This window comes from Nonomuraea sp. NPDC050691, assembly GCF_040654455.1.
Lineage (GTDB): Bacteria > Actinomycetota > Actinomycetes > Streptosporangiales > Streptosporangiaceae > Nonomuraea.
On sequence record NZ_JBFAIA010000014.1, the window covers coordinates 67499 to 85766 of the forward strand.

At 69.0% G+C, this 18268-nt stretch carries 18 protein-coding genes; 9 read left to right on the forward strand and 9 right to left on the reverse strand.

Annotation, left to right across the window (positions count from 1 at the left end; genetic code table 11):
• Positions 1 to 227: 227 nt before the first annotated feature.
• Positions 228 to 1844 (forward strand): ADP-ribosyltransferase domain-containing protein, encoded by a 1617-nt coding sequence (locus AB0H81_RS08945; RefSeq protein ID WP_358371292.1) that lies wholly within the window; start codon positions 228 to 230, stop codon positions 1842 to 1844.
• A gap of 108 nt (positions 1845 to 1952) precedes the next feature.
• Positions 1953 to 2393, forward strand: a complete 441-nt coding sequence (locus AB0H81_RS08950) for a hypothetical protein (protein ID WP_358371294.1) — start codon at positions 1953 to 1955, stop codon at positions 2391 to 2393.
• Here AB0H81_RS08950 and AB0H81_RS08955 read toward each other — a convergent pair.
• Positions 2300 to 3682 carry an alpha/beta fold hydrolase gene (locus tag AB0H81_RS08955; RefSeq protein ID WP_358371297.1) on the reverse strand — a complete coding sequence of 461 codons (1383 nt, stop codon included), beginning with the start codon at positions 3680 to 3682 and terminating at the stop codon, positions 2300 to 2302. The genes AB0H81_RS08950 and AB0H81_RS08955 overlap by 94 nt on opposite strands.
• 557 nt (positions 3683 to 4239) lie before the next feature.
• On the opposite strand from AB0H81_RS08955, the gene AB0H81_RS08960 reads away from it, so the two are divergent.
• From AB0H81_RS08960 to nadE, 5 genes are all read left to right on the forward strand, one after another.
• On the forward strand, positions 4240 to 4869 hold the full coding sequence (locus tag AB0H81_RS08960; protein ID WP_358371300.1) for an alpha/beta hydrolase: 630 nt from the start codon (positions 4240 to 4242) through the stop codon (positions 4867 to 4869).
• Between the two features lie 92 nt (positions 4870 to 4961).
• Complete coding sequence (locus AB0H81_RS08965) at positions 4962 to 5663, forward strand: helix-turn-helix domain-containing protein (protein ID WP_358371303.1); 702 nt, start codon at positions 4962 to 4964, stop codon at positions 5661 to 5663.
• Positions 5664 to 5718: 55 nt separating this feature from the next.
• Positions 5719 to 6264, forward strand: a complete 546-nt coding sequence (locus tag AB0H81_RS08970) for a dihydrofolate reductase family protein (RefSeq protein WP_358371306.1) — start codon at positions 5719 to 5721, stop codon at positions 6262 to 6264.
• Positions 6265 to 6436: 172 nt separating this feature from the next.
• Positions 6437 to 6994: an NAD(P)H-binding protein gene (locus tag AB0H81_RS08975; protein ID WP_358371308.1), complete on the forward strand. Its 558-nt coding sequence runs from the start codon at positions 6437 to 6439 to the stop codon at positions 6992 to 6994.
• Between the two features lie 435 nt (positions 6995 to 7429).
• Complete coding sequence (nadE, locus tag AB0H81_RS08980; RefSeq protein ID WP_358371311.1) at positions 7430 to 8272, forward strand: ammonia-dependent NAD(+) synthetase; 843 nt, start codon at positions 7430 to 7432, stop codon at positions 8270 to 8272.
• A 32-nt stretch (positions 8273 to 8304) separates the two neighbouring features.
• Here nadE and AB0H81_RS08985 read toward each other — a convergent pair whose 3' ends face one another.
• The 6 genes from AB0H81_RS08985 to AB0H81_RS09010 form a co-directional block, all read right to left on the reverse strand.
• A complete protein-coding gene (locus AB0H81_RS08985; RefSeq protein WP_358371314.1) occupies positions 8305 to 9366 on the reverse strand; it encodes an alpha/beta hydrolase in 1062 nt (353 codons plus the stop codon).
• Positions 9363 to 10289 (reverse strand): zinc-binding dehydrogenase, encoded by a 927-nt coding sequence (locus AB0H81_RS08990; RefSeq protein ID WP_358371316.1) that lies wholly within the window; start codon positions 10287 to 10289, stop codon positions 9363 to 9365. Before AB0H81_RS08990 ends, AB0H81_RS08985 begins: the two co-directional genes overlap by 4 nt.
• A gap of 203 nt (positions 10290 to 10492) precedes the next feature.
• On the reverse strand, positions 10493 to 11239 hold the full coding sequence (locus AB0H81_RS08995) for a class I SAM-dependent methyltransferase (RefSeq protein WP_358371318.1): 747 nt from the start codon (positions 11237 to 11239) through the stop codon (positions 10493 to 10495).
• Between the two features lie 59 nt (positions 11240 to 11298).
• The gene (locus tag AB0H81_RS09000; RefSeq protein ID WP_358371321.1) at positions 11299 to 11883 is read right to left on the reverse strand and encodes a hypothetical protein; all 585 of its coding nucleotides are present in this window, start codon (positions 11881 to 11883) and stop codon (positions 11299 to 11301) included.
• 107 nt (positions 11884 to 11990) lie between these two features.
• Positions 11991 to 12560: a GNAT family N-acetyltransferase gene (locus AB0H81_RS09005; RefSeq protein ID WP_358371324.1), complete on the reverse strand. Its 570-nt coding sequence runs from the start codon at positions 12558 to 12560 to the stop codon at positions 11991 to 11993.
• An 85-nt stretch (positions 12561 to 12645) separates the two neighbouring features.
• Positions 12646 to 13098 carry a helix-turn-helix domain-containing protein gene (locus AB0H81_RS09010; RefSeq protein WP_358371327.1) on the reverse strand — a complete coding sequence of 151 codons (453 nt, stop codon included), beginning with the start codon at positions 13096 to 13098 and terminating at the stop codon, positions 12646 to 12648.
• Positions 13099 to 13184: 86 nt separating this feature from the next.
• Here AB0H81_RS09010 and AB0H81_RS09015 point away from each other — a divergent pair, with 86 nt between their 5' ends.
• Positions 13185 to 14399 (forward strand): MFS transporter, encoded by a 1215-nt coding sequence (locus AB0H81_RS09015; protein ID WP_358371330.1) that lies wholly within the window; start codon positions 13185 to 13187, stop codon positions 14397 to 14399.
• A gap of 190 nt (positions 14400 to 14589) precedes the next feature.
• Positions 14590 to 15702, forward strand: coding sequence for an ABC transporter substrate-binding protein (locus AB0H81_RS09020; RefSeq protein WP_358371332.1), 1113 nt, complete (start codon positions 14590 to 14592; stop codon positions 15700 to 15702).
• Positions 15703 to 15709: 7 nt separating this feature from the next.
• On the opposite strand, the gene AB0H81_RS09025 is transcribed toward AB0H81_RS09020, so the two are convergent.
• Complete coding sequence (locus AB0H81_RS09025) at positions 15710 to 16546, reverse strand: hypothetical protein (protein ID WP_358371335.1); 837 nt, start codon at positions 16544 to 16546, stop codon at positions 15710 to 15712.
• Positions 16547 to 17196: 650 nt separating this feature from the next.
• Complete coding sequence (locus tag AB0H81_RS09030; protein ID WP_358371338.1) at positions 17197 to 17586, reverse strand: hypothetical protein; 390 nt, start codon at positions 17584 to 17586, stop codon at positions 17197 to 17199.
• Positions 17587 to 18268 lie beyond the last annotated feature (682 nt).

Below are 18268 nucleotides of genomic sequence, written 5' to 3' on the forward strand. Positions count from 1 at the left end.
CGTGCGGACCCGAGCGTCCCGTGCGGACGCGAGCGTCCCGTGCGGATCATGCCCAGTTCGCGTGAACCCGTACGTCTCCCGCGATCAGGCCATACGGCGTACCGACGCCTCCACGGCAACGAGATGGGGGCGTCGAGATCGCGTACGGGATCTTCAGGCGGCACAATTCCCCCACCCCCATTCACCCGTGCCGGCCTCGGCACGGCTCGCCCCTACGGGAGCCCACGATGAGAGACAGCAGCGCCTCCACCCCGCCCGGCCCCAACGACCCGCTGGCCCTCGCCGAACTCTTCAACGGCGGCGGCGAGCCGTGGCTGCCGCTGTTGAAGCCGGTCATCGAGGCGCAGCCGGCCGCGGCCACGTTCATCGGCCCAGGACGCAGTCCGATGGTCGTTCCCGTTCGCGAGCTGACCTTCCAGGCGCTCAAGCCCAACCCGCCGCACAAGTGGAAGGTCGTCGTCTTCGGCCAGAACCCCTACCCGCGGGCCGAGAGCGCCACCGGCATCGCCATGTTCGACAACACCTTCCACGACTGGAAGGACAGCCAATTCGGCAGGGTGATCAGCATCCGCTGCATCATCAAGGCGGCGGCGATGTGGAAGCACAGCATCCCCAAGAAGACGCCGATCGCCGACATCCGCGCCCTCCTGAAGCAGCACGACACCGTGCAGCCGCCGGAGTGGTTCCAGGCGATGCTCACCCAGGGCGTCCTGCTGCTGAACGCGGCACTCACCGCCAGCAGCGACGGTGCGATGGACACCGACCAGCACACCGCGTTCTGGCGGCCGGTCGTCGAGAAGCTCGTCGAGGAGATCCTCAGGGCCAAGCAGAACGCCGAGGAGAAGGACCGCGGCGTGGTCTTCGCGTGGTGGGGGGTGCACGCCCGCAGCCTGAAGGAGGTCGTCCTCCGGCTGCAGAAGAAGTACCCCGAGGTGGAGGTACGGCACATCGACCACCCCAACCCCGCCGCGCAGGGCGATCTCTTCTGCGACGGTGACCACTTCGGCACGGTCAACGAGGCGCTCAGGGAACTCGGGGCCGACGAGATCGACTGGCTGCCCAGCAAGGGATGGAACAAGCCCACCGCGCAGGACGGGGGACCGGACGCGGACACCGCCGACCGGATGGGAGCGTTCATCGCCTCCACGATGGAGTTGCACAAGCTCTACCTCGAACGACTCGCCAGCGTCAAAGACGAGGGACTGGTCCTTCCCGCGATCACCGGAGTGTTCGACACCCCGCTCATGGACTTCCGCGAGGCCATCGGTCCGGTGGCCAAGCTGCTGTCGGGTCTCGACTGGCACGCGGAACAGTCGCACCAGTTCGGTATCAAGCAGACGGCCGGCGCGCCCGACGAGCTGACCGCCGACGAGATCGCTGCGCTCTACCTCTACACCTGCGAGTCGGCCTTCTACCGGCAGATCAACGCGACCCTTCGCAACCCGGACCGCAGCCAGGTCGTTCCGTACCTCCCTTACCTGCGGCTCCTGTTCTCGGCCGTGTCGCGGCTGCCTGCCCGCAAGGAGCCGCTGTGGCGCGGGGTGTCACTGGACCTACGGGCGCAGTACCCGCTCGGGCGGACCGTGACGTGGTGGGGTGTGTCCTCGTGTACGTCGAAGCTCAGCGTGGCCCAGGCGTTCCTCGGCCGCCGCGGCAAGCGGACCCTCTTCGAGGTGCTTCCCGCCAGGGCCGTGGGCATCCGCAGGTTCTCGGCGTTCACCGGAGAGGAGGAGTTCATCCTCGCCCCCGGTACGCAGCTCAAGGTGACCGAGGTGAACGTCGAGCGTGGCGGCCTGTGCACCGTGAAGCTGGCCGAACTGGACGAGCAGCACCTGGTGGCGTGAGCGCGTCGCAGGGCGTACTTGTGGGCGCGCACTATTTGTCGCAGGTGAGGATGGATGAAGCTTGTCTGACGTAGTCATTCACCCCTGGGGATTGGACGGGGACCGTCGATGGGCGGTCGTCGACGAGCGGGCGACAACTTGTGGCTGGGCGAGTTCCCCCGGCTGGTTTCCGTCGCCGCGCACCCCATCCCCGAGGGCGGTCTGCCTCTCGCGGCCACAGGGATGGAGCAACTCACCGTGCCACCCCCCACGGGTGCGACCACGCCGGTCGGCTTCTCCGGCCTGGACCGGGCGGTGCTGGCCGACGACTCGGCGCACGTCTGGTTCACCGGACTGCTCGGTCGTCCGGCCAGGCTGGTGTGGCTGGACGACCCCAGGCGGAGGTCGATCGATCCCGCGCACGGTGGGTTGCCCGGCGAGGTGGTCAGCTTCGAGGCGGGAGGTGGGGGCGAGGATCAGCACGTCGTGTCCTTGGGAGGCAGGACCTTGTCGGTGAAGTACCGGTTGATGTGGTCGCGTGCGCAGGGGTTCACGCCGTACAGGGTGTGACCGGGGCCGTCATGGGCGATCGTGACGCTGCCAGGGACCTGGCCGATCGCTCTGGCGACGGCGTCCGATTCGCCCCAGGCGCCGGCGCCGAGCAGGGGCGGAAGTGTCTTGGGAAGCGGGGCGGGCGGGTTGGTGACAGGAGCCGGCCAGCCGATGCACTGCAGCGTGCCGGTCGCTATGGTGCCGGCCGTGCCCGCGTTGGGGGCGACCTTCCGCAGCCGCGTGATGGTCGCGTTGAGCTCCTTCCGGTCGGCCGGGCGGGGCCAGTCGGTGCACTCGGTCACGCCGGTGGCCTGGTCGGGGTAGCGCGCGCCCCTGGCGGGGACGAAGGCGGAGGCGTCGCCGGCGTGGGCCTTGCGGATGGCCTGGGCCAGGCCCGGCCAGGCGGTCTTGCCCTGTCTGGCCGACGCGATGGCGAGGGCCTGCAGGTCACGGCCCGTGTAGGCGACGTTCTTCGCGGCGGGCACGGGGGTGCGATCGGCTCTGGCCACCAGGGTTCGCCAGGTGCCAGGAATGTCCTTGCAGCCGTTGGCGGTGCACCAGTCGAAGAAGCGGGCCAGGAATTGTTCGTTGCCCTTGGCCATCTCCTCCAGCTCGCGGTCCCAGTCGGCAGGGCTGTGGTTCCAGGTGCCGTCGAGGACCATGGTGCGCACCTGGTCCGGAAAGAGGCGGGCGTAGGCCTGGCCGTAGAAGCCGGCGTAGGAGGCGCCGTAGTAGTTGAGCTTGGCGCCACCGAGGGCCTTCCTGATGGCCTCCATGTCGCGCGCGTGGTCGGCTGAGCTCATGTTGGCGAAGAGCGTGGGGTCGGCCTGGCGACAGACCTCGGCCTGACCGCGGTTGGTGTCGGACAACCGGCCGAGGTCGGCGTCGTCGCGTGGGAACTCGGGGATCGGGATGCGAGTCCACAGGCATGGGAGGCCGGTGCTGAGGCCGCGGAACTGCTCGCCGTAGCCGCGGGTGTCCCAGGTGACGATGTCCATGCGCTTGCGCAGGTCCGTCCACCAGCTCGACAGAGACTGGGTGAGGGCGACGCCGGGCCCGCCCGGGCCGCCGTAGGCGATCAGGGCGACGCCCTCCGAGGTGCCGGTGGCGGCCAGGCGGCCCAGCTTGAGGGTGATCTTCCGGCCGCCGGGGTCCTGCCAGTCGACGGGGACCTGGAGGTCGGCGCACTTCATGCCGATCTTGTCGGCGGGACAGGTGCTCCAGTCGAGGGCGTCGGCAGCGCGCTGGGCGTGCGCCCCGCCTCCGGCGCTCACCAGGACCAAGGCCATCGCGAGTGACTTCAACATGCCGTTCACGATGCTGGAAGGGGTCGGCGTGGCGCGTCGGACCACGGTTTGATATCTCGGGGCGCGAAGTCAGACCTGGGGTTGTCATCCCGATCGCTTCGCCGCACTCGCCCACGTCGGCCGCGATGCGGCTTCCGCCGAGGTCCACCGGGCTCCCGGAAGGGGATCGGGGGAAAGGCGTGGCGGTCGTCGCACCGCGCCGCTATGAAGGCCGTGCGCCGCTATGAAGGCCGTGCGCCGCTATGAAGGCCGTGCGCCGCTATGAAGGCCGTGCGCCGCTATGAAGGCCGTGCGCCGCTACGAGGGCGCACGCTCCTAGGAAGGCCGCGCTCCTACAAAGAGCGCATGTTCTACGAAGGCCGCACGCTCCTACGAAGAGCGCATGCTTCTACGAAGAGCGAGGAGCGGAGGGCGAAGAGCAAAGGCGGGAGTGGTGGGGCGAACGTGGACGTGGTGAGGAGACTTGTGATCGGTGACGTGCCGATCCCCACGGAAGACCACGGCGGGCAGGGTAAGGACGTTCTCCTTCTGCACGGCGGCGGGCGGACGCGCGCTGATTGGGACGTCATGGCGGGGCTTCTCGCGAGCAACGGGTTCCGGCCGGTGTCGATGGATCTTCGCGGCCATGGAGAAGCGGCCATGGGGAATCAGGCGAGGCGCCATGGTCGTGGCGGGAGGTGCTCGACGACGTCGCCGCGGTCGCCGGGGAATACGGACTCCACCGCCCTGTGGTCGTGGGGCATTCCCTCGGCGGAATGGTCGCCACATTGTGGGCCGGAGAACATCCGGAGTGTCCGCTCACGGTCAATCTCGACGGCCACGGAAATCCGACGCGTCCCGGCCAGTTCTTCGGCATGGACGACGTCTCCGCTGCGCGGGCGTGCCGGGAGATGACCGCGTTCCTGGAGCGGATGGGCCAAGGACTTCCTGAGTTCTTTCTCCAGGTCATGCGTGAGACAGACGCCCTGGACCTGTTCGCCGCCTATCGTGCCGCGCGTTGCCCGGTCCTTGTCGTCAGCGGTGACGCGGCGGCGTTCGCGGGTGTGTTCCCCGACCGTCTCGTCCCTGCCTGGAACGCCTATTGCGCCTGGGTGCGCCGGCAGTTGGAGGAGGTCACGCGAGAGTCGCGGCTGGTAACGGGAAGTGTGCCTGCCGACGGGACACGATCCGCATCTCGAAAACCCTGAGACTCTGCTGCGGCTTCTCTTTTGATGTTAGGTTACTTGCATTTCGCGGGAGGGCGCCCAAAAGGCCGACAGCGCAAAGGGGAACGACGCGGATGGGCCTGGAGGTCGAGAGCCGACCGTCCGATTCACCGTACATCGAGCGGGTGTGGCGGAGCACCAGCCACGACGTGAGCCGGATGACGTCGATCGCGGCAGCGCATTGGGATCTGGTCTTCTGGCAGCACCGCGGCCAGGTCAACGTGGCCGTTCTGGGGCCTGAGTCCAAGGCGAGTCAGGCCCTCGTTCCCGAGGACGCCACGTTCTTCGGGATTCTTTTCTCGCTCGGCACCTCGATGCCGCATCTTCCGATCAGTGGCCTCGTCGACGGTTCCGCGGAGATTCCGGATGCGACGCGCGAATCGTTCTGGTTGAAGGGCTCATCCTGGCGCCTCCCCGACTACGACAATGCCGAGGCATTCGTACGGCGAATGGTGCGTGAGGGGGTCGTGGAACGTGATCCGCTCGTCGCCGCCGCGCTTGATGACGCGTCGCCGGACGTGTCCGAACGCACCCTCCAGCGGCGTTTCGTGGCCGCGACCGGACTCACCCGCGGCGCCATCCGGCAGATCGACCGTGCCAGGCGGGCGGCGGTTCTGATCCAGGAGGGCGTGCCGATCCAGGACGTGATCCACCGGCTCGGATACTTCGACCAGCCGCATCTGGCGAGGTCGCTGACCCGTTACATCGGCCGGACCGCCACACGGTTGAGGGATCGGGATCCGGCGGAGCCGCTGTCGCTTCTGTACAAGACCTGAGCGTCCGTTCGCGCCTAACCTCTCACCATCACCCCGACTACCAAGGAACAGACCGATGGCTAAGATCATTTCGAGCTTCTTCATCTCCGTGGACGGCGTGGTCGAGTCGCCGGACAAGTGGCACTTCCCGTACTGGAACGACGAGATGGGCGCCGTGGTCGAGGCGGGCATGCGGAGCGCGGCGGCGATGCTCATGGGCCGCAAGCTGTACGACGAGTGGTCCGCGTACTGGACCTCGACGGAGGCCGACCAGGACATCGCCCAGTCCTTCAACAACGTGCGCAAGTACGTCGTGTCGAACACCTTGGAGAAGGCGGACTGGGCCAACACCACCGTCATCAACGGTGACGTCGCGGCCAAGCTGCGCGACCTCAAGAAGCAGACCGACGGTGACATCCAGATGTCCGGGTCCGCGACGACCGTGCGGTGGCTGCTGGCCAACGGGCTGCTCGACGAGCTGAGACTGTTCGTCCACCCGATCGCCGTCGGGCGCGGCCGGCGACTGTTCGAGGACACCCCGACCCACCCGCTGAAGCTGGTCAAGTCGGAGACGTTCCAGACGGGGGTGCTCAACCTGACCTACGTCCCGGACGCCGGCTGACCGATCGGCAAGCCCGGCAGAGCGGCGGCGTCACACCCGGTGACCGTGGACGCCCTGATAGGCTCCCGGACGTCGATCCGCAGCCTTGTTCCCGCGCCGTGGGATACGGCAGAGGCCGTACGGTGCCCGGGACAGGTGCAAGATCTCCGCTGACGCGTTGAAAGGTCTTGCCGTGGACAGGTACGAGCCGAACGACAGGTCGCCGGAAGCCGGAGGCGTCTGCCTGCTGACCGTCGTCAGCCCGCGTAAGGATGAGGGGAACAGCCCGACCGGGATCGTGGGCCGCCGCATGGCGCGGCAACTGCTGTCCCTGGGGCGGCGTGTGCGGGTGATCGCCGAGCCGGACCAGTGCGGTGGCTGGCCCGACATGGTCGAAGTCGTCGAGGGCTCCATCACCCGGCCGCTGGAGTGCGCCCGGGCTTTCGACGGCGCCGAGGCCGTGTTCCTCGCCGGTGCTCATCCGGCGACGGTCCAGGAGGCTCTGAGTCTGGCGCGTGACGCCGCCACGAGGAAGATCGTCCTGCTGTCGTCCCACGGGCCGGAGTACGAGGAGGCGAACCCCGCCGGAGACCTGGTTCTGGCTGGCGATCGAGAAGGCGGTGGAGCGCTCGGGCATCGCCTGGACGCCCATCCGGCCGTCGGCGGTGATGGGCGCCGTCATCGAGGGCACGTACCCGGCGACGGGATCGGACTGGCCCGACACCGTCCGCGCCGCCGGGATCGTCCGTGAGGCGTTCGTCGACAAGGGCCACTACCCGTTCATCCATGAGGAGGATCTCGCCGCCGTGGCCACCGCTGCGCTGGTCAGTGATGACCACACCGGTACGGTGATCGAGGCGGTGGGCCTTCCGCGTGTTCCGCGCCCTTGAGGAGCGATGTGACCAAGGACGTGGAGACCGAGGCCATCGTCTGGAGCGGCTGTCGTGGATGAAGTCCAGGTACCGGCAACGGAGGAACGCCCGCCGATGACGGCCGGTACAGGAGGAGACGCACCCGCCCCAGAGGGGCGCGCCGGGGGTGAACGACTTCGTCAAGCCAGTGATCGGCTGGGGGTGGACCGACGGCAATCAGTTCCTGTGCTTCTCCGGTGCGGGCACGCCGGGCAAGGACATCGCGCCCCGGGCCCCGCTCAAAACCGTCCGATTACGGCCAGTACAGTACGTGGATGGCGAACCTACGGCAGCAGATTCTCGCCGAACTTGGCGTCAAGGCGACCATTGTCCCCAAGGTCGAGATCCGGCAACGAGTCGACTTCCTCAAGGACTTCCTGCGGTCGACCCCGGCCAAGGGCTACGTGCTCGGCATCAGTGGCGGCCAGGACAGCACGCTGACCGGCAGATTGTGTCAGCTGGCCAGCGAGGAACTACGGGCCGAGGGGCATGAGGCCACCTTCGTCGCGGTGCGGCTGCCCTACGGTGTGCAGGCCGACGAGCACGACGCGCAGGTCGCGCTGGAGTTCATCCGGCCCGACCGGTCGATCACGGTGAACGTCAAGCCGAGCGCCGACGCCGCCGCCGCCGAGACGGCGCTCGGCCTGCGGGAACTGCTGGGCGACGAGCCCAAGCTGCGGGACTTCGTGCGCGGCAACATCAAGGCCCGCGAACGCATGGTGATCCAGTACTCGATCGCCGGGCAGCTGAGCCTGCTCGTCGTGGGTACCGACCACGCGGCCGAGGCGGTGACCGGCTTCTTCACCAAGTACGGCGACGGCGGCGTCGACATCACCCCGCTGACCGGACTGACCAAGCGCCAGGGCGCCGCCCTGCTGCAGGAGCTGGGCGCACCACCGAGCGTCTGGGAGAAGGTGCCGACCGCCGACCTCGAGGACGACCGGCCCGCGCTGCCCGACGAGGTGGCACTCGGCCTGACGTACACCCAGATCGACGACTATCTGGAAGGCGCCGACGTCGCGCCGGGCCTGGCGGCGAAGGTGGAGTCGCTGTACCTCGCCACCCGGCACAAGCGGGCCGTCCCCGTCACCCCGCTCGACGAATGGTGGCGGCGCTGACCCCGCGGTGAGCCGACCCTGGCGCCATCAGCTCAGGAGCCGTCGGCCGGCGCCCCGAGTGCTCCGGACAACCAGTCGGCGGCCGCCGCCAGCCAGTCGGGGCGGGCGTTGCCGAGCAGGTGGTCGCCGTGGGCGACGGCCAGATACCGTCCGCGTGGTGCCAGCCGGGCCAGCGGCTCGCCGTTGGTCACGCCTGGAATGACGTCCTGGCCGCCGTCCACCACCAGCAGCGGGCAGGTGATCCGCGGGGCGAGGCCGGACAGGTCCACCTGGCCGGCGAAGCGGCGGGCCGCCTCTTCCCCGCCCGCTTCTTCTCCTCCCGCTTCTTCCGCGTCGGCTTCTTTCCCGCCGGCGCGTTGGATGAGGAGCTGCCGTACGGGAGGTGGCAGGAGGTCCCAGTCCAGCTGGAAGGGACCGCTGACGGTGACCGCGGCCGCGACACGCGGTTCAAGGGCGGCGCTCTGCGCGACGTAATAGCCGCCGAGACTGAGCCCCACGAGCCCGACGTGGTCGACGCGCTCCGCGCTCTCGGCGCCGAGCGCGTCGATGACCCTGCCGATCACGCGATGGTAGTCGGCGCGGACGGTGGTGCCGGCCGCGAGCACCCCCTGTCCCGGCCCGTCCATGGCGAACACGGCCATCCCCCGGCGCGACAAGGCGGCGATCACGTCGTGGAACTCCTCCTTGCCGGAGTCCAGCCCGGGGACCACGATCGCGGTGGCCGTGGCATCGGCGGGGCCGCGCAGCCACCCGGCGAAGCCCGGTCCCTCGATCCGGCGCGCCCCCGGCTCCAGCAGGTCGAGAGCACGGCCCATGGCGGTGTCCGCCTCGGCGGCCGCGAGCGCGTGCTCGGGGTTCGGGCCCAGAGTGGCGAAGTGGAACCAGCGCGCCGCCACCTGGTAGTGCTCGCCTGCCGAGATCGCTGTGGCCGCCTGCCCGGCGCGCGCCAGGTGCCCGCGCGCGGCGCGCATGAAGGCCGCCCCCCATTCCTCCAGGCCGGCCAGCTCGCCGGTGACGCGCAGGTACTCGTGCGGGTCCAGCCCGGCTCCGGTGGCGCGCGACAGGTTCGCGGCGGCGAACTCCGCGACGCTCATCGCGACGCTCCGATCGTCAGCACGGCCTTGCCGCGGATACGGCGTTCCCGAAGATCGACCAGGACGTCGGCGGTCCGGCTCCAGTCAGCGGTACGGCCGATCTCCGGGTGCAGCCGCCCGCCGGCCATCAGGCGTACCAGGGTGGCCAGGTCGTGACGGTACGGCGCGCCCGCGTAGTGGAAGTGCCGGATCACCGCGTTCTCCGGCCCGGCGAGCAGGTCGAAGAAGTTCACCGTCGCCGGGGTACGGCTGGCCTGGCCGAACCACACCAGTGTGCCGCCCGGGACCAGCCTGGCCAGCGCGGCCGTCAGCGCGCCGCCGCCGGTGGACTCCAGCACCACGTCGAACGGCCCGTCCGCCTCACGCACGTCGTGCACGACCGCCGCGGCGCCCAGCTCACGCAGTCGCGCACCGCGCTCCGCCGTGGCGGTCACCGCGGTCACCTCCGCCCCGGCTGCCGCGGCGAGTTCGGTCAGGTAGTGCCCCACTCCGCCGGAGGCGCCGGTCAGCAGCACCCGCCTGCCCGTCACGGCGCCGGCCGCGCGCAGCAGCCGGAGCGCGGTGATCCCGGCCAGCGGCAGGGCGGCCGCCTGGACGGTGCTGATCTCGTCGGGCAGGACGGCGATCGAGTGGGTGGGCACGGCCGCGTACTCGGCCCAGCCGCCCTTCGGCGGATGGCCCACCACCCGGGTCCCGGCCGGCGGCCCCGAGCCGTCGGCGGCGGCCTGCACGACCAGACCGGCGACGTCCTTGCCCGGCATCAGGCCGGGGTCCGGCTTCTCCAGCAGGAACGTCTCCCCGCGATTCGGCGAGAACGCCTCGACCTTGACCAACAGCTCGTCCGGGGCGGGCACGGGCTGGGCGTCGTCATGGACGAACTCCACCGGCCGCGCCGCGTCTCCCGTAGGGATCAATCTACGCATGCAGCCATGAAACCGGCGTCCGGATCGCGTGATCCAACAACAGAAGCGACAGGCTGACAACCATCGGTTGTCGACCATGGTGACGGAGTGGATCTCGACCTGGCGCGGGCTGTGCTCAAGCCTGACCGCGTATCTCCATGGAAGACGCTCTGCCAGGCGGTTTCGCCGCTCGCGTGCCAGAGGTTGATGCCAGGCGTTCGTGGTCATGTCAGTTCGGCTTCGATGAGAAAGCGGTGGCCATGGACGGTGAAGCCGCCCTCGGACCGGATGCGCTCATGGAGAACGCGTAGCGGTTTCTCGTAGCGGTTGTGATCGAAGCCGGGCACCTGCCACGGGACGGCGCGTAACTGGAAGACCATGGCGCCGATGTCGTGAAAGGTGTACTCGATCATCTCCTCGCGGGCGTCCAGCACGCGCATCCCGCAAGCGTGGAGTCGCTCGACCGCGCCGGCCAAGGTCCAGCTCTCCGGATCGGCGGAGGGCGGTGCGCCCAGGGCAAGGTTCAGCTCCAGGTCGTTGCGGCTGCCTACCTGCTGGGTGAGCAGCCGGCCACCTGCGGTGAGGACTCGCGCCACTTCGGCTGCGTCAAGTGCGCCGTGCCTGTTGAGCACCAGATCGAAGGCGGCTTCGCGTGCGGGGATACGGTCGGCCGTAGCGCCCAGCAGAGTGACGTTCAACGGTCTGAGCCGCCTGGCGGCGATGGGGATGTTGGGCTGCCATCCCTCGACGGCGACGGTGTGGCGGGGCAGCGGGGCCAGGGAAGCCAGCACCTCTCCACCGCCGGTGTCCACGTCGAGTAGTCGCCGCGTTTCCGGAAGCAGCATCGAGGCTCGCTCGGTGTAGGCCCAGGAGGGTTTCCCGCCGGTTGTTCTGCCGCGCAACCAGCTGAAGTCCCATCCGCGAAGAGATGCTTGGACGGCTTGGTCTACAAGATCGTGGTAGCTGGGCACTCGGTCACGCTAATGAGGATTGTGGTGGGTGGCGACCGGATTACTGGTTGGGCGGCAGATCAACCTGTCTGTCTACGTGAGCGCCAGTCGTCCACCTCGACCGACAACGTCCCCCACTGGCCGGAGAGCATGATCAGCTCGCCGGCCAAGCCCTCGCTTGCCTTGCCGAAGTGCTCCTCGGGGAGGAAGTGGACGACTGTCCCGGTCGTGTCGTCGTCGCTGATCGGCGTCAGACCGGTCACGGGAATCCCGTGCTCGTAGCGCTGGGTCCAGGCGCCGCCTCGGCGACGGTTGGTGTGGACGAGCCAGACGCTGGACGCCGCGACGACCGACATGCCCCGGCGCGGATGACCATCCGGAAGCGACTGGACGTCAGGGGTGTCGAAGAAGCGCAGGTCTTTCGATGCCATGACGGGCTTCTTCACGGCTTGCCCTTGATCGTCGATGCGGGTGTCGGTGCCGCGTCCGTCATCCGCCACGGACACCGAGCCGTCGGGGTGGAGGGTGACGGTGCAACGCCCCCCGCCGTTGCTCTCCGCTTCGTCAGCCGCGTAGGCGAGGACTTCCAGGATCAGATGCCGGACGCCACCCGGAGCGAACACGGCCGGGTTCTGCCGGATATGGGAGAGGTGCTCGACGTCCACGCTGCTCGCCCAGTCGTGCGTCGTGTTACGCCAGGAGGCCCTTGGGGTGTTCACCGGAGAAGACTATGCCCGCCCTACGGGGCGCACCTCCTGGTCGTCCGCAACGTCTAGGACACAAGCCGATCGTCAGCGGAACGGTCGTCGGCAAGTTCCCGGACGATGTCCGGACTCCAGGTGTACTCGACGACGGGTAGTTCGAAGCCGGCGGGGAAGCGCTCCATGAACTCTTTGGTGGGATGGCCGCCGAGACGCCGGTAAAAGCTGATCGCGGCGACGTTGTCGCGCAACACCTCCAGGTAGACCGCCTTGTCGGGGTGCTGATCAGCGGCCCAGCCGAAAGCGTGGTGCACGAGTTGGCGGCCGATGCCGGACTTCTTGCGCTCCGGCTGGACATGCAGGTTGTCGAGCAAGACGCGCCCGTCGGTTCCGGCGACGAGATAGGCGAATCCCAGGAGGACGTCGCCGTCGACGGCAACGAGCGCGCAGCGGGCGTGATCCGGTTCCGAGGCGATGGTGGCGAGCCGGGTGCTCCACATGGCCTTGCGCTCGTCGAGGAGCGGCCCATTCAAGTAGCTGGCGGGCATGATCTCGGCATAGGCAGTCAGCCAGCTGTGCGTGTGGAGCTCCGCGATGTGCTCGGCGTCGGCGCTGGTACCCGATCGGATGTGCATGGGCATAAAGGTTGGCATAGTTGCCGATAGAGCCGTTAATCGCCCGGAGTGCTGTCCTTCGGAGCCGGGGACGGGTCTGTCGCGGCTGGGCTCAGGCGGTTCTCCGAACGTGCGACGCCTCGGCGGAGAGCGGCGCGCCGTCTTGGCCGAGCGGGTGGAGTTCGCGAAGCTCCCGCCCTTGGTCGTCGACGAGGACGGAGTGCGGCTCGTCTGGGGCGAAGGCGTGGCGCTCGCCCCATTGGCGGAGGGCGACGACGGCCGTGAAGAGGTCCTGCCCGGCCTCGGTGAGCCGGTACGTGTGGCGTCTGCCGTCGGCGGCGGCGCTCTTGTCAAGGATGCCGTGCTCGACGAGCTTGCGGAGCCGGTCGGTGAGGATGTTGCGGGCGATCCCCAGCCGCTGAAGGAACTCGGTGAAGGTCGTCGCCCCGTCCATCGCGTCGCGGATGATCAGCAGGCTCCACCGGTCGCCTATGAGGTCGACGGTCCGTGCGACCGGGCAGGTCGGGTCGGTCCAAGCGCTTCCTGCGGCGAGTGTGACGTCCACCGGCCCCCTCCGCGATCAGTTGCGTTCTGAAACCAGTATGCCCTAGCCTCGAATAGGTTGCATTTTGCAACTCATTGGAGGGTGATATGTCGTCAGGATCGACCGGGAGACAGCGGGCCGTTCTCGCATTGGTGTGCGCGGTGGCGGTGTCGGCCATCTACGGCATCCAGCCGGTCCTCGAGGCCGCCGGCGAGGACCTCGGCCTGAGGGGCGGAGCACTGGGGTGGCTGGTCGCCGCCGGCCAGATCGGCTACCTCGCGGGGCTGGTGCTACTGGTCCCGCTCGGCGACCTGTTCGACCGCCGCGGGCTCATCACGGTGCACCTGCTGCTCACGGCAGTAGGTGCGGGGGTGGCCGCCGCCGCGCCCAGTGGTGGCATCGCGATCGCGGGCCTGGCCGTGGCCGGACTGTTCGCCGTGGTCGTCCAGATCACGGTGGCCTACGTCGCCGCCGTCTCACCGGCCGGCGAGCGCGGCCGCAACATCGGAGCGGTCACCTCGGGCGTGGTCATCGGGATCCTCGGTGTGCGGGTGGTCGCGGGCACACTGGGCGAGCTGACCGACTGGCGCACGGTCTACCTCGTCATCGCCGGGCTTTGCGTGACGCTCGCACTCGCCGCCCGACTCACCCTCGCGGCCGACATCCGCCGCCCCCGAGCCCGGTACGGGCAACTGCTGTCATCACTGGGTCGTCTGGTCGTCGGCGATCGGCTCTTCCTCAGCCGGGGAATGGTGGCGTTCTTCCTGTTCGCCTCCTTCGGCACGTTGTGGAGTGGGCTGGCGCTCCCGCTCGGCGACGCGCCGTGGCACTTCGGCACGACCGAGATCGGACTGTTCGGACTCGCCGGTCTCACCGGGGCGCTCGGCGCGGCCCGGGCCGGCCGATGGGCCGACCGGGGCCTGGCGCCCTCGGTCACCGGCTGGTCGCTGGCCCTGCTCACAGCCTCATGGCTGCTGATCGCACAGGCGGGGTCATCGCTGTGGCTGTTGATCGTCGGCGTCGTCGTCCTGGACTTCGCGGTGCAAGCCGTTCACGTCAGCAGCCAGCACCTGCTCACCACCGCCCGTCCCGACCAGAGCAGCAGCGTCATCGGGGCCTACATGGCCTTCTACTCCCTCGGCTCCGCGCTCGGCGCGATCACCACCACCTGGGCCTACAGCACCGCGGGATGGCCGGCCGCCGGCCTGCTCGGCGCGGCCTACGCCGCACTAGGACTTCTCGTCTCCGTCTCGACCCGACGTTTCACCGCCCTGCCGCGGGCGCGACAACCACGTGCGTCCGCATCGGCTACGTGCGGCTGACAGTCGGTGACGCGAGCGCATACGCGCGCGGGCGACTAGATCGCGGGCTTGTCCGTAGGTAACCTGCACGTCCGGATGACCAGATGCCTGCCCTTGCCCCCCACGTCAACGCCCTCCGCCGGCTGACCGGGACGTTCGCCCTGCGATCCGGGCGAACTGCAACCGACCGTCACACGGGAGACGTCAACGCATGAATACGCGACCATCGCCACCTGGAGCGGAGCGGGCTGACGAATCAACCGTCCAGATCGGCGCTCTCGTTCCGCTGACCCGGCCTGGCTGGGCCGAGGCGGGCCGGCATCTGCTCGCCGGACTCGAACTGGCCGTCCGCGACGTCAATGACGCCGGCGGGATCGTCGGACGACCACTCGAGCTGGTCGTCCGAGATACCGCGGCTGATCCACAGAAGGGCGCGGCGGCCGTGGATGAATTGGCTCGCCTGGGCGTGGCCGCCTTGGCGGGGGAGTATCACAGCGTCGTCGCTCGCGCCGCCGCCGCCAGGGCCGACGCCCTCGGCCTGCCGTTCCTCTGCTCGTCAGCGGTTCTCGACGCGCTCACCGAACAGCCAACGGAATGGGTCGCGCGCCTCGCCCCGGCGCAGTCCCACGGCTGGCAGATCTACGCGGACTTCCTCCTCACCGCGGGGCACAGCCGAATCGCCGTAGCGGCCGATGCGAGCGTCTACTGGGCGTCCGGGGCCCGCATTCTGCGGGACTACCTCGCCCCACGCGGCGGCACCGTCACCGAACTCGACATGCGCGCGCTCGCCCCCGCGGCCGTGTGCGACGAACTCGTCGGCGATCGCGCGACAGCCCTCCTTCTTCTGGTCGGCCACCCGGAGCCGGCCGTGTCGATCGTCAAGTCCGTCCGCCACGACCAGCGCCTCGCCGGGATCATGATCGGTGCTCCGGCCGGGCAACCGGAGTTCGCCGAATGGGCGACGTCGCTGGGCGACGACAGCGCCGCGGTCCCGTTCTTGCGCTACCTGCCGGAGCGCCTCAGCCCACTCGGTGCACGAGTCGAGACGGCCCTTCGTGAACGGCTGGCCGAAGCGCCCTCCTTCGTCGCTTTCGAGGGCTACGACACGATCGCCGTCCTCGCCGACGTGCTGCGTTCTCACGGCGCGGACCGGGCGCGCATCGCCGCAGCCTGGCCGCGCGTCGCAGTCGAAGGCACCCGCGGGCAGATCTCGTTCTCCCGCGCGCCAGGCATCAGCGTCTGGCAATGGGCTTGGACGCCGGTCCAAGTCGTGGATCGAGACCCGGCGGAACCCGATCGCTTCCGGACCCTCCACACCGGCTGAGCCTTCCTCAACCCTGGTGGAGCGGGGCCTGGTCAGCCTGCTCCATCCGGCTCGTGCGATTCGCCGCCCGTGCGGTCAGGACGCCGATGATCGGCAGCCCGAACAGCACGTACCGTGCCGAGTCGAGTATCGACTCACCGCCAAGGTTGAGCAGAACCCCCGCGACCGCCGTCCCGAACGCGATTGACAGGCTCGTCACCGTGGCGATCGCCGCGGCCGCCCGCTGTCCTTCTTCCGGGTCGCGGGTGCTGGAGATCGCGGCCACCGACAGGTGCGGGTAGGCCAGGCCGATGCCCGAACCCGCGACCAGCAGCACCGGCACCCAGACGGCCACCAGCCAGATCGGCGTGTCCTCGCGCTGCAGAAGCCCCTGGACGAGCAGACCGAGAGCCAGCAGTCCGGGGCCGAGCACGCACAACCGCCGCACCCCGCGGTCCCCGCTCACCGAAGAACTGCCGATCTGAGTGAGTGACCACCCCAGCGAGATCGCCGCGGCGAAGAACCCCGCCACCAGCGGTGGCAACCCTGCCAGCCGCTGACCGAACAACGGCAGGAACGACTCGACCGCGACGCCGAAGGACAGCAGCCCCAGCGTCAGGTAGACCCACTTCAGCGACGATCCCTTCCGGTACGTCGCCTGCGGGAAGACCCGCAGTTCGCTCCGCCGCTCATGGACGACGAACCCGGTCATCAGCAGTAACGCCCCTGCGATGCCCGCGGCCTTCGCGAGCGTGCCCGGCAGCACCCCCGCCACACTCACGGCACCCGCGGCCGCCATGACCAGCGACAGCGACACGGCGGGGATCGGCGGGCGCACGTCGCTGCGTTCGCCGGGCGGCATCACGCGGGGCACCATCGCTGCGCACAAGGCCGCGAGCACCGCCATTGCCGCGAACGCCAGGCGCCGCACGCCCAGCTGGCGAACAGGCCACCGAGCGCCGGGCCGGTGAAGTTGCCCACGCCGTACATCGCTGACATCAGCGCCGCACCGCGCGTGCTGCCGGTCCATCCGCCCGGCCTCCGCGCGGATCGTCTCTCGAAGCAGCCCTGCTCGTTCGGAGGAGTCCGGCGACATGCCAAGAGCATGGCCGGATGCCTGACCGGCTGACAAGGCTTGCCCGATCCGTACCGCGTCAGCGTTCGCACCGGAACCGAACGCACCGCAGGTGGCCTGAGGCCCGTTCACGTGAGCACGCGTTTACCTCCGTCGCCGAGACTGACCTCTCACCGGAGCCGAGAGCGTCGACGGCTCCTTACCGGCTGACGCCTTCAGAGCCCTCAGTCGCTGTCTGAGTCCCCCGAGGCGCGTAGCGCCCCTGTGGGGGAAGGCCATGCCGCTGAGCTCGGACACGAGGTGGAGCGGATGACGGCAGTCGAACCTGCGCTGTCAGCTTGGGCAGCCTCTCATCCTGGCTGTTCAGAGCCGTCCGGGTCGGTTCATGATCGTCCGCTTGGGAAGCGCCACGCTGTGTGCTTCCCCGCGGTGCAGTGATCTCAGAGTTTGTACAGCTTGTTGAATGGCGTGGTGATTCGTTCCTGCCGTGATCCGAAATCGACGACCACGGCGACCTCGTCTTCTACACCGGTGACGACACCAAGGCCATACCGGTCGTGGGTCACCTGGTCGCCCACACTGAACTGCTCGACAGGCGGGCTGGGTGGCGGGGGTTTGAAGGGGCTTGTGGACAGGTGACGGCGGGACTCGCCGCTTGCTGGCTTCATCCCCTCCAGTATGTGCTGCTTCTGAGAACGCTCACGACGCGGGTCCGACAAGTTTGCCGAAACGATCAAGGCGCGGGCGAGGATTCGACTCCTGACTTGGGCCTTCAAGCTGGGAGCGGGTGACGGCATCGCGCAGGCGATCATCCCGCGCTTCCGGAGCACGTGAGCACCTACGTCAGCAACGAGCCGGGGGCGCCGCTCTTCCCGGTGCGAACGGCGGACCGTTGCGGGCGCAGGGGGTTCAACACGCATACGCGCTGGGTGGTCGTGGCACGCCGTGAAGAGGTGCCGACAAAGCGATCATGGATGCGTTCGACCGCCACATCAACAGGACTGACGATGAGGGAGGCCGCGGCTCGGCGGGCGTACTCGCTTCGGTGAGCCAACTGTACGGGAGATTGAAAAGAGCCCTGGAAACGACCGAAGCCGGGGCGGGACATCATTCCTGACCTGGCTTTTCGCTCTGAGAGCGGGTGACGGGAATCGATCGGCTCCACGGCGCGCCGGAGGTCCGAGAGACCTGCCGGTGGTTGGTCAAGGAAGCGGAGACGGTCTGGACCGCGCTGTTGCGGGGCGAAGCGCGATAGGCGGCACGGTGGCGGCTGATACCGGGAGGCTCCTCGCCGTTGTGCCTCTGGAGCGGTGAGAGCTGCTGTGGCGCAGGTGGACAGCTCTCACCGCTCCAGTTCTTCTTCGCCGCGGGCCGCGTTGTGCTGATCTTTCGTCTCATCCGCACGAGGCTTTCGCCTGACGAGGTGGGCAACGAGCCGGGGAGCTCGAGGGGCGGGAGCCCCTCGACGGGGGGTTTGGGGCGGAGCCCCAATCAGGCGCTGTCTGAGCCCTT